An 11,568-nucleotide genomic window follows, 5' to 3' on the forward strand; every position below is an offset into this window, starting at 1 on the left:
CCGCACTGCGTTCTGAACCAACACCCTAAGCTTGACTGACTCACCGACGCACGGAGCCGCTCCATGTCAACCGTCTCGACGGCATCATCCACGACTGCCACCAATACAACCGCGAGCACCAATGCCGCGCTTCAGCAGGCCGCACAGTCGATCATCAGCGGCTCGACCGGCAATTCGTCGCTTGATGTCTCGTCGCTGGTGACCGCGCTTGTCAACGCGAAGGTGGCCGGCCAGACGTCGGCATTGAGTGCGCAGCAAACCAGCGACAATACGAAAATCTCGGCGATCGGCACGCTCCAGGCGGCACTGTCAGCACTGCAAGCCAGCGTGGCCAACCTGGCGAACGGCAAGACGCTGGCGTCGTACACGACGACCACAAGCGGAACGGGCCTTACCGCAACCGCCGGCGTAGGCTCCGTGGCAGGCAGCTATTCGATTGCGGTCTCGCAAGTCGCGGCGGCACAGACCATTTCCTCAAGCGCCTTCAACGCCACTACGCAGATCGGCACCGGCACGTTGAACGTCTCGCTCGGCAGCCAGTCGATGAGCGTCAACATCGATTCAACGAACAACACGTTAAGCGGCATTGCCGCGGCGATCAACTCCGCGACCAACAATCCGGGCGTCTCGGCAACCGTCGTCACCGGCACGGACGGCGCGCACCTCGTGCTGCGTTCCACGGCTACCGGTTCAGCGAACACGATCAGCGTTTCTTCGAGCAGCGCAGGCCTGTCGAGCCTTGGGGTGACATCCTCACCCGTGCTCACGTCGGGCACGTTCGGCGCGACCAAGGAACTCGGTAGCGGCACGATGAATGTGTCGCTCGGGGCTAACTCGATGACCGTCAATATCGCTTCGCCGGCGGATACGTTGACCGACGTCGCAAATGCGATCAACAGCGCGAGCGGCAATCCCGGCGTGAAGGCAAGCGTCGTCACCACTTCGAGCGGCGACCAGCTCGTGCTGACCTCGACCAACGGCAGTTCGAGCCCTATCAGCGTCTCGACGAGCGGCGTGACGAACGATCAGGGACTGTCGAGTCTCAGCAACATGGTAGCGACTTCGTCGGTCACTTCTGCCGCAGGCGGCGCATGGACCCAGACGCAGTCCGCTCAAGACGCACTCTTCACCGTGGACGGCACGCCAGTCAGCAGTTCCACCAACACGTCGACGACGGCAATCGCCGGCGTCACCCTGAACCTGACCGCCGCGGCGCTCGGCACCACCTCGTCGTCCGGCGCGACCGTCGGCAATACGCAGACACTGAACATCACGTCCGACACGAGCTCGCAGGCGACCGCAATCACCAATTTCGTCAGCCTGTACAACACGCTGGTGACGACAATGGGCACGCTCACGTCGTTCGACAGCACGCAGGCGCAAGGATCGCAGAGCGGCCCGCTGCTGGGCGACTCTATGGCCAATACGGTACAGAACACGCTTTCGAATATTGTCAGCGGTGGTGTGAAGAACGGTAATAGCTCCCTCACACTCGCCTCGATCGGCATCACATTGAATCAGGATGGCTCGCTGACGGTCGACAACACGGCGCTGAACACCGCACTGACCAGCTCGCCGGCGACCGTTGCCTCGCTGTTCAACACGAAGACCGGCGTCGCCGCGCAGTTGAACAACAGCATCACGAACTTCACGCAGACGGGCGGTATCATCGCCACCGAGACGGCTGCACTCAAGACGGACCTTGCCAGCGTCGCCACACAGCAAACGGCCCTCACCAACTACTCAGCGCAGTTGACGAGCCAGTATCAGGCGCAGTTCACGGCCCTCAACACCTTGATGGCGACGATGAACAACAACTCGCAATACCTGACGCAGTTGTTCGGCGGCACCAACAGCGCGGGCTCGCTGGCATCCAACAAGAACTGATCGAAAGGAACCGTTCGGTATGAACCAGACATCTTCAGTCAAACACCTGCTCTCGATGACGCAGGAAATCGGGCATGCAGCGTCTCTCGCCGACTGGCCGGAGGCGGCCCGCCTGACGGAAGCACGCTCGTCGCTGCTGATGGCGTTGAGCGCGCAGCAGGAGCCCGCCACGCTCGAGATGATCCGCAAGATCCAGGCGATCGATGCCGCCATCCTCGCGGACGCGAAAGCGACCCAGATCGAAATGGAAATCGAATACGAGAAGGCGATCGGTCGGACGAAGGCAGCCCAACAGTATCTGCGCACGGCCCGCGGCTGAATCGGAAGGGTTGCGGGCCTGCGAAAAGCCGCGCGCAGGGCTCGTCGTACTTTTTATTCAGTGGGAGCGTGGTTGGGGATCAGCGCATCGCGGCGCTCACAGTATCCGCGGGTTGCGGATCCGGATGATCCGTTGCGAGCGTTGCCGGACCAGGTCCGTGATGAATGCCGACAGTAGCGCGCGGAGCTCAGTCTACGCTGTGCCGGCCTTTCAACATATTGCCGACAGCAACCTCGTCGTTGCGCATCGATCGTCGATAGGCCTTGGACACCTTGTTGTTCCAGGTAGGTCGATGCGGTAAGCGCGATGTAACTGCGCATCGGCGAACCAGCACGCCTAAATCACGTCATACGCATCGAGCATCGACTTGACAACGTCAATATCATTGAACATGACGACGTCAATGATCGAGAGCCACGGCACGAAATCGTTAGCGAACTGCCGGTACTCAATTGGCCTCGACTTAATAAATCCGAGGTCGATTCCGTTCTGGCGGAAGGCCTCCTTTGAATACAACTCCATTCCGCCAATGGCATTGATGTAGGTGGTCGCGCCCAGCGCCCGGCATATCGCCATCACCTTGTCCTGCGCCTTCAACGTATGATCGATCTCGATTGATGATGAAACGAGAATTTTAGCTTTAATTTCCAGACGCTCAACCACCTTATCGATCGAGTGCTTTATAAAATCAAATAAATTGGCTTCGTTAGGCAATAGAGATTCGTTGAGGATAGAAAATCCTTGCGTAAAGTTCGGCGCCCTGTGATAGGCAGCCTTCAATTTATTGACCAGCTTGTCTACATCGAACTCCGGAGCCAGCTTACGCTCCACGACGTTAAGATAATCCGAGTCCTTTTTTATCGGAACGCTAAAGTAGACGCCTTCTCCATTTAACAGAAATCGATTTCGGTTGAACCAGCCGCTTTTGGTGTATTTTATATTGTCGTAGACGACAAAGACATCTACCGCTTTTATCAGCTGAAAATATCCGATATACGGCAGAAAATAAGGTTGCATAATGGCTACTTTCATCGACCCTCCGCTACCAGAATCTGTCAGTCAAAACGAAACCTGGATGTGCCCAGGTGCCGGAGCAGTGAGATGACTCAGCGGCAAAACAGGCTCGTCGCGACGACAGCGTGCTCCAGTTCATCAATTCGTCTGTTTGAAGTTGTCGTGCAGCATACAGGGCGACTGCGTGCGGACAAGCGGGAAATAGCACGTCATTTCCGTCTTTATTTGCACGATCTGCCGGAACGATGTACCAGGGCGCCATCCAACAGAGTGCGGACAGGGATGCCCATTCGCCGATGTGCTTCGCTCGCACCGTCTCAATTCCGGCAATGGAATCGTGTTCGCAGGTCGGTACCGTATCGCGGCGAGCGGTACCGGTGTCGCGCCCCTTCGCTCGGACAGTTGCGTGAGTGCGTGCGGCACGCGTGAATCCGGCAAAGCCACGCCGACAACAGGGGCCGGACGTGTACGAAATGAAGGGCTTTTCGTCCTCTGATCGACAGATCGGCGGTCCCTCTGTGAATCAAACTTCCGGTTGGTACGCTCCAATCGCTGGCGGATAGGATTGCGCGGATACGGCAAACGCGACTCGATGGCGGCGGCGCCAACTTGCCCAAACGCGCGCTGCATCGCGCGCCCAAACCGCAACGCAGATCCCACCGGCTAGTCACCAGTCTGCGCCAAACGGTGGAGAGATCGTGCGGTTGGCAAAAACTAACGTGAAGAGGAAATAGGGAAATGAAGTGCATAATTTGCGAATCCGACAGCGACTACTATTTCTCGAAGACATATACTGAAAGTCCCTTCGCTGAATTCATGAGGCCGATTGGCACTGTGGATTATCACAAATGCAGGCATTGCGGCTTTGTTCTGTCTGGAACTCATAGCGCACTGGATCAGAAGATATGGGACGAACTAAACAAACACTTTCACCACTACATCGAGAACCCGGACAACGAGACCAAGGGAAATCAGCCGCCGTACGCCGAGCAGGCGATCATGTTATCGCTTCTCGGTAAAAATAACGTAATCAGCCTGGACAGTGTGGTTGACTACGCCGCTGGATATGGCACCTTGAGCAACATAATGTGGAAATACTACGGCCTTAAGGTACCCGTATTTGACCGCTATGTGCAAGGCGACAATTCGGGAAGATATATTGATCGCGCTGACCTTGGGCGTTACAAGACGGTTATCAATTCAGCAATGTTCGAACACGTTTTACGGCGAGAAGATCTGGACGCAGTAAACGGTATGGTCGATCAAGATGGAGCTTTGATCATACATACAGTTGTTTGTGAAAGAGTTCCAGCCGATCCCAACTGGTTTTATTTGCGCCCACCTGTGCACACGGCATTCCACACTAACAGGAGTATGGAGATACTGATGGAGCAATGGGGTTACCGCTCGTCTATATATTGCCCGCCAGCCAAGTGCTGGGTGCTTCTGCGTGAGAAAGGCGCAGGTGTTAGCAGGATGATCGCCTCAATCAATCGCGAACTGCAAAGCACCTGGTTCCATTGCAAAGATGGCTTTGTGGACTACTGGAAAGGGTTTTAACGGATCGTCCCCATGAAGCGTGCTACGGCCTGCCAGATTGGGAAGCGCAGTCGGGTCAGCGCAGGATCTGCGCGGTAGCAAGTTTCGCGCGCCGTCGGCGCCGCGGTATTTTCGAGGCCACCGCGCGCGAGCCCCGCCTCGAATCCCTCATAGGCGTCGCGCGACGAGTAGAAGATGTTGCTGCGCGAATCGTAGTCGACGACGTTTGTGTGGCGCAAATTAACTCTCGACAAGCCGCCCCAGGTTGCGCGCGCCTGTTTTCAGACCACCGTAGTAGTAGTCGCTGAAACCCGCAGCGTCCATCAGGTCGAACACCTTCTGCATGTCGTACTCGACGCGATGCAGTGTGAATTGACCTGCGTCTTACACTGCGAACGCCGCCCGCGGGTCGCCGTCTCTCGGCTGCCCCACCGAGCCGGGATTACAGTAAACCTTGTCGCCGAAGCACTGGACGGCCTGCAGATCCGTATGGCCGGATACGAAATATCGTCCCTGCACCTGCTGGAAATACTCAGCAGTCGGTTTCAAGTACTCGTCAATGGGGTCGCCCCACCCGCCATGAACCATCTTGATTTCACCGATACGCATCTGCACTGGAAAGGTTCGCAGCCAGTCCAAATGCTCGATCTCGATGATCGCCCGTTGATATGCAAGGCAATCGCTCACGCTGCGCGATCGTGGGCAAAAACCGTCGCCGGCCATGTACCAATCGTGATTGCCCATGACGCATGGAATGTTGCGCTCCCGGAGTTCGCGGCAGCACTCGTTGATCTGCGAGTAATAGCCCACTACGTCGCCCGCGCAGTAGATGCGGTCGACCCCCATTCGGTCCAACTTGCTCAGCACGGCTTTTAGCGCTTCGTAGTTGCCGTGGATGTCAGAAATGAATTCCGAAATATTTTTCAAACTACAAAGAGACCCGCGCTAGACGATCGCTCGATCCCCATGTCGCTGCCCCCGAAATACGCTCATGGGCTTCAAACTGTTGCTCTCGCCGCCATCTGGCAAAGCGAGTCACGCTCTCTCGTCGCGCATCGCGATCCCGTAAAGAGGCACGCTTTTTCGCCTCATTTCGATGCATCGGCATCGAAACTGAGGCCACATAATTCAACAAGATCGCCGCACACCGTTGTCAAAGTGACGCCCCACGGCGCCGTTGTTCGGACACGAGTTCGCCTTTCATCGACGCCGGTTGACCCTTGTTATCCGTCCCCGCCGACCACGCCATGCAACTGGCAAACACATTGTCCGTCGCCCGCAAGGAAGCGCTAAATGAATAAAGATGCATCGCTTCGCGTGATCCCATCATCTGCGAGGGAAAGCATCTACGTGACACAGCCGCACATGCCGCCGCGTTCCGAGTTCATCCCGCACCTAGAGAACACCTGTGACAGCAAGGCCCTGACCAACGAGGGCCCGTTTCCCCAGCAGCTCGAAAAGGTGCTGGGCGAGTATCTCGGCGTGCAGCATCTATCGCTATTTGTCAACGGCACGCCGGCGCCGGCCACGGCGCTGCGTATCACCGGCGAAGTCATCACCACTCCATATTCCTTCGTAGCGACTGTGCATTCGTTACTGTGGAACGGAATCAAGCCGCTGTTCGTCGATGTGGGGCCGAATACACTCAACCTCGGTCCCTCGAAAATCAAAGCGGCCATCACGCCGCAAGCCACGGCGATTCAGCCATCAAAAACCCGATGCGACGTAGAAGCTCATCATCATGTACGAAGAAATCTGCAAGCTCATCTTGTGCGAACAGGGGCACGACGCAAGCTTCATAGGGGTCGCTCTGGATTCGTACATGGAAAAGCTCATGTCGAACGCGGAGTTTTTTCTTCATCTCGACAAAGGTTTGTGCCGGGGCTTCATTGCCTACTACTGCAATGACGAAACCACGTTGACGGCCTACGTAACACTGATTCTGGTAGCCCTGGAAAGCCGGCGAAGCGGACTCGGTCGTTTGCTCATCAATTCAGTCATTGAACAGGCCAGAAGCAGAGGATTCCGGGCTTGCCGTCTGGAGGTCAACTCAAACAATCTCGCAGCACAGGCGTTCTACGGAAAACTGGGCTTTTATTCAATCGACAATCGTGCCGGAAAAATCTTGATGGAGTCGAAATTATGACGGCGGATATTATCGACTTTGATAGCAAGATCAAGACGCGAGGATGGGCCCTTTTTCCTGATTCCCTTCCAGCCGACCTAGTTCGCGAACTGCGACGCGACAGCCTCAAGTGGATAGATGTCTGCGCCGGCCATCAAATCGCCAACAAGATCAATCTTGCAGGGGACGGCACTGGGCACAACGCCATCGGCGGCGGTGACAGCATTGATGCGTTCATCGACCTGCATTTGTTCCATCCGTATTTGTCGCATTTTTTTTCTTTCAAGCCGTATATTTTGCATGCGTGCAATCCGGTTGGAGGCTTTCCGAATCTGGTGAATTATGTTCACAGGGTGCACCGAGACGTTGCGACCTATATCCCAATGTTCAACATGCGCATGAATATGCTCGTGATGCTCGACGAGTTCACGATCGAGAATGGCGCAACCAGAGTGTTAAGCGGTTCGCATTTGATGTCCGAACAGCCGAGCGACGAAGAATTCGAGCGAGGGAGCGAGCCGATCCTGGGAGCGGCGGGATCAATCTTATTGTTCAATTCATACCTCTGGCACAAAGGAACGCTTAACACCACACAGGAAAACAGGGTTGCGCTGACGCTTAGCTTTGGGCCGGCATTCATTAAACCGCAGATGGACTACGCGAGAATGCTCGGAGAGTCCAGGGGACAACAGCTATCGGAATTAACCCGGCAGTTACTGGGCTTCAATTCAAGGGTTCCAGTGAGCCTGGCAGAATGGTACAAGCCAAAAGCAGAAAGATTGTATTTGCCCGATCAGGGCTAACCCATTTCAAAGAGATTTCCATGACAGTCACGCGCGACTACAACTCGGAAGCCCTATCTCGTCCAGAGAAGAGGTATTCATATAATTTCGATGACATTGTCAGAAATTACATGATGAAGCGTTTCGCGCCTTTCTTCAAAGTCGGTCCGGCGCTTGAACTGGGCTGCCATGAAGGGCAGTCGACCGTGCTTCTCGCCCAACATTTTGACGATTTGACCGTGGTTGAAGCATCGTCCGAAGCGATTGGAATCGCGCGACTCAACGTTCCCGGATCGGTGAAATTCATCAACGCTACCTTTGAGGAAGCCGAGTTGGAAGCGAAGTACAACTCGATATTCCTCATCAATACGCTCGAGCACGTGGACGAACCCGGCATCATCCTCGCCAAAATCAAAAGCTGGCTGCAACCGAACGGACAATTTTATGTGCTGGTGCCAAATGCGGACGCGCCGTCTCGGCAAATCGCCGTCCAGATGGGGCTTATCGCCTCGAACAACGCTGTCACCAATGGCGAATGGGAGCATGGGCATAGGAGAACTTATTCCTTCGATACGCTGGAGGCCGATCTGCGCGCAGTCGGCTTTCGTGTCGATCAGCGCGGCGGGCTGATGTTTAAAGCACTAGCAAACTATCAGATGGACAAAGCCCTGGAGGCGGGGATCATCGATGCCAAGTACCTCGACGGGATCTACAACCTAGGCATGATCTACCCCGCCATGACCGCCAGTATTTATATGATCTGTTCGGCGGGCTAACGCGCAGACTAGGGGTTCAGCGTTCGGCACCGCCACGAACATTTCCCCACCGGGGGGCTAGAAACGTCCGAAAACGACGCAGAATCAACAAGGGATGATCGTCCACGTGTTCGAGGATGAAGCCCATGACGATTACATCGAAGCGCTCCTCGGTGGAAAATTCTTCGAAATAGGTCTCGATGATCTTCGCCCTGGTGCTTGGATGTTTCTCGCGGAAGTTCCGCATGACAGCAGGCGAGCCTTCCAGCACCACGTGTCGCCCGACGCGGCGGGAAGAATGTCGGTACTGTAGCCATGACCTAGCCCCAGTTCAAGCAGCGAGTTCGCTGCACTGGCGTGATGTAGACCCTTTGCGGGTACTAGGTCAGCAGAATCTCGTTATCGAAGTTGTACAGGTTGTCGTTCTGATAGGCGCCAACGTGCCTGTCCAGCGCATTGCTCATCTCCACCCCCTCAAATTTCTGTTTTCTGTTGGCGCACCTTTTGTGAATGGCCGTGAACAAACTTCTGCATCGACAAACTACGTCTAAGGTTTTTTTGGAAGACGCTGCCCGCAGCCCACAGCTTCAACAGTCGGCAATAATTCTCACGATCCGCTCGACATTGTCGTTCGACAATGAAGGGTAAATAGGCAGGCACAAAACCTTGAGCGCGGCTTCAGCCGCTACTGGAAGATTCTCGCGGCGCGCGGAGGGCAGCCCTCGATACATGGGGAAATCCGAAATTAGCGGATAAAAGTAACGGCGCGCGTAAATATTGTTGTCGCGCAGTGTCTGATACAAGGCGTCACGGCTGGCGGGATACTCGGCATTCACCAGAATCGGGAAATACGAATAGTTGGCAGCCGTCTCACCCGCGCTTGGCAGGCATCGGATGCCCGGCACATCGCGGAGCAATTCACGGTACGTTGCGTCAATTTCTTTACGGCGGGCAAGCGCATGATCGATATGCTTAAGTTGAAGCATGCCGAACGCTGCATTTATTTCACTCATCTTGCCGTTGATCCCGGACGCGACGACAGTCACTTCATCCACGAAACCAAAATTCTTCAGGTGATCGATGCGCTGCTTGGTCTTTGCATCGGGGCAAATGATTGCCCCCCCTTCAAACGTATTGAAGACCTTCGTGGCATGGAAGCTGAGTACTGACAGATCACCACGCCGGAGCACACTGCCGCTGTCGTCCCGCACGCCGAATGCGTGCGCGGCGTCGTAGATGACCTTGAGATTGTAGTTGTCCGCGATCTTCTGAATCGCTTCGACGTCGCAGGGGTGACCGTAGCAATGGACCGGCAGAATCGCCGTGGTTTGCGGCGTAATGGCTGCTTCGATTTTCGCGGGATCGAGGTTAAGCGTGTTCGGCTCGACGTCTACGAACACAGGTTTGATCCCGTTCCACAAGAGCGAATGGGCCGTCGCTACAAACGAATAGGGCGTGGTAATGACTTCGCCCGTTATCCGCAACGCCTGCAAAGCCGTGACCAGCGCAAGGGTGCCGTTGGTGAACAGCGAGAGATGCGGCACGCCGAGATATTCGCATAGCGCTCTTTCGAGCTGAACGTGAAACGGCCCCCCGTTGGTCAGGAGCTTACTGTCCCAGATCTTCTCCAGATAAGGGATGAACTCCGAGAGCGGCGGCAGATGCGGCTGCGTAACGTAGATGCGTTCGTCCGCAGATGATGAGATCACGCGAAGCGATGCATTATTGCTCATTTGGCGTTTCCTTGCGGTCGACCGACACGGTTTGTTTCAGAGGCGTTCCTTTACCCGGTCGGCGGGGACGGACATCAAGGATCCACCAGAGGCTATGAAAAGGCAGACTCGCCTGTGATCCACTGCGCCGCGAGCCGTGACCTGACAATGGTGCACGGCGACCTTTGAATTATGCGACCGCAGTTTCGCTCCCGATGCCTGGAGATGAGGCGAAAAAGCATGCCTCTTTGCAGGTTGCAAATATCCCCATGCGCCTTGTTCGAATCACTATTTTTTCTGGATGAACAATGCCGATCCCATTACGAATGCACAAGCAATGTCCTGGACGTGGTTATCCAGGAATTCGTCGCTAACCTTCTTGGGACCATCACCGTATGGCCAAACGTAGTCGTCCATGACAATCCATCCGCCAGGCACCACTAGGTCGCACCAGGCGGCGACGTCTTTCTTGACGCTAACGTAGTCGTGGTTGCCGTCCACATGCAGGACGGCAATGCGCCCTGCGTAGCGCGTTTCGCCGAATGCCGCAGTGGTCACGATTGGGCCGCGGCGGTATTCGACCGCTGCATCGACCGAGGGCAATCGCAAATAATTCACCGCACCATTCGCATAGGGCAGCAGGTTGAGCAGAAAAACGGTCAGCGCTTCGTCGGCGTTGGCTGGCACGCGACTCACAAGGCCGTTCTCTTCCTTCTGGATCAGATGCTCGTTCGACCAGGGATCCACGCACAGCAGCTTGCCGATACCGTAGCAGCGCGCAAGCCGAGCAAGGACGAAGGCCGACTTGCCCCACCAGCTCCCAATTTCCACGATGTCACCCGCCGGACTGTGGCGGAAAATCTCACACAAGGCGTGAATCTTGTCGTGGTCGCACATACCTGGAATGACGTCGGCGTGGCGAAAGAGAGCGGCGATTTCCAGTGGCGAAACAGACAGTCGAGGTGGCGCGGACGCAGCGAGTTCCATCGGCCGCGAAAGAACTGACGCGCCGAACTGCAAAGCGCTTTGATAGGGGGCGACCTCGGAGTCCATCGGGCAACTGTTGACCAGTTTCACGTCGGGAAGAATGTCCGGGAGGCAACGATGCAGATAATCCCAAGCCACGACGTTAGGGGAGAAAATTCCGCCGATATCAAAATCGGCAACGGCCTGACGCAGCGCCTGATCGAAATCCGGCGCAGTGATGTAGGGCAGATGAACCCATTGAGAATAGTGTTCCCGCGCCGGATCGTACCCAAGCGAGGATGAGCCAATGACGTGCTGGCCCTCGGCCCGCGCACGTTGAAGGTAGGCGAGCGAGCGAGGCATTCCCGCCGGAAAAATCAGAACGGGCTTAGTCAAGAACGTTTCCTTTCTGGTACATCGCGCGAATGCCCGAATGCATCTTCGACGACCTCGTGATCATGGGTTGCTC

At 55.9% G+C, this 11,568-nt stretch carries 11 protein-coding genes and 2 pseudogenes; 7 read left to right on the forward strand and 6 right to left on the reverse strand.

Annotation, left to right across the window (positions count from 1 at the left end; translation table 11 throughout):
* The first annotated feature begins 63 nt into the window (after positions 1-63).
* Together fliD and KHO23_RS19280 are read left to right on the forward strand one after the other, a co-directional pair.
* Positions 64-1,887 carry a flagellar filament capping protein FliD gene (gene fliD, locus KHO23_RS19275; RefSeq protein WP_211612858.1) on the forward strand — a complete coding sequence of 608 codons (1,824 nt, stop codon included), beginning with the start codon at positions 64-66 and terminating at the stop codon, positions 1,885-1,887.
* A 19-nt stretch (positions 1,888-1,906) separates the two neighbouring features.
* The gene (locus tag KHO23_RS19280; RefSeq protein WP_211612859.1) at positions 1,907-2,206 is read left to right on the forward strand and encodes a flagellar protein FliT; all 300 of its coding nucleotides are present in this window, start codon (positions 1,907-1,909) and stop codon (positions 2,204-2,206) included.
* A 336-nt stretch (positions 2,207-2,542) separates the two neighbouring features.
* Here KHO23_RS19280 and KHO23_RS19285 read toward each other — a convergent pair whose 3' ends face one another.
* Positions 2,543-3,238, reverse strand: coding sequence for a WbqC family protein (locus tag KHO23_RS19285; protein ID WP_211612860.1), 696 nt, complete (start codon positions 3,236-3,238; stop codon positions 2,543-2,545).
* Positions 3,239-3,958: 720 nt separating this feature from the next.
* Between KHO23_RS19285 and KHO23_RS19290 the strand changes: the two genes are divergently transcribed.
* Positions 3,959-4,780: a class I SAM-dependent methyltransferase gene (locus KHO23_RS19290; RefSeq protein ID WP_211612861.1), complete on the forward strand. Its 822-nt coding sequence runs from the start codon at positions 3,959-3,961 to the stop codon at positions 4,778-4,780.
* Here the strand turns inward: KHO23_RS19290 and KHO23_RS19295 are convergent.
* Positions 4,777-4,998 (reverse strand): hypothetical protein, encoded by a 222-nt coding sequence (locus KHO23_RS19295; protein WP_211612862.1) that lies wholly within the window; start codon positions 4,996-4,998, stop codon positions 4,777-4,779. The genes KHO23_RS19290 and KHO23_RS19295 overlap by 4 nt on opposite strands.
* Positions 4,999-5,143: 145 nt before the next feature.
* A complete protein-coding gene (locus KHO23_RS19300; RefSeq protein ID WP_211612863.1) occupies positions 5,144-5,686 on the reverse strand; it encodes a metallophosphoesterase family protein in 543 nt (180 codons plus the stop codon).
* A gap of 366 nt (positions 5,687-6,052) precedes the next feature.
* Here KHO23_RS19300 and KHO23_RS19305 point away from each other — a divergent pair.
* The 4 genes and pseudogenes from KHO23_RS19305 to KHO23_RS19320 form a co-directional block, all read left to right on the forward strand.
* A pseudogene (locus tag KHO23_RS19305) lies at positions 6,053-6,544 on the forward strand (DegT/DnrJ/EryC1/StrS family aminotransferase); the annotation flags it as partial.
* A 49-nt stretch (positions 6,545-6,593) separates the two neighbouring features.
* A complete protein-coding gene (locus KHO23_RS19310) occupies positions 6,594-6,905 on the forward strand; it encodes a GNAT family N-acetyltransferase (protein WP_236066930.1) in 312 nt (103 codons plus the stop codon).
* On the forward strand, positions 6,902-7,687 hold the full coding sequence (locus KHO23_RS19315) for a phytanoyl-CoA dioxygenase family protein (protein WP_211612866.1): 786 nt from the start codon (positions 6,902-6,904) through the stop codon (positions 7,685-7,687). Before KHO23_RS19310 ends, KHO23_RS19315 begins: the two co-directional genes overlap by 4 nt.
* A gap of 20 nt (positions 7,688-7,707) precedes the next feature.
* Positions 7,708-8,442 (forward strand): class I SAM-dependent methyltransferase, encoded by a 735-nt coding sequence (locus KHO23_RS19320; protein WP_211612867.1) that lies wholly within the window; start codon positions 7,708-7,710, stop codon positions 8,440-8,442.
* Positions 8,443-8,458: 16 nt separating this feature from the next.
* Here KHO23_RS19320 and KHO23_RS19325 read toward each other — a convergent pair.
* The 3 genes and pseudogenes from KHO23_RS19325 to KHO23_RS19335 all read right to left on the reverse strand — a co-directional run.
* Positions 8,459-8,704: pseudogene (locus KHO23_RS19325) on the reverse strand (class I SAM-dependent methyltransferase); the annotation flags it as partial.
* A gap of 304 nt (positions 8,705-9,008) precedes the next feature.
* Entirely contained in the window at positions 9,009-10,154 is a 1,146-nt protein-coding gene (gene vioA, locus KHO23_RS19330; RefSeq protein WP_211612869.1) for a dTDP-4-amino-4,6-dideoxy-D-glucose aminotransferase VioA, read from the reverse strand.
* 267 nt (positions 10,155-10,421) lie between these two features.
* Complete coding sequence (locus KHO23_RS19335) at positions 10,422-11,495, reverse strand: class I SAM-dependent methyltransferase (RefSeq protein WP_211612870.1); 1,074 nt, start codon at positions 11,493-11,495, stop codon at positions 10,422-10,424.
* Positions 11,496-11,568: the final 73 nt, after the last annotated feature.

Source organism: Paraburkholderia haematera, from assembly GCF_905220975.1.
GTDB classification, from domain to species: domain Bacteria; phylum Pseudomonadota; class Gammaproteobacteria; order Burkholderiales; family Burkholderiaceae; genus Paraburkholderia; species Paraburkholderia haematera.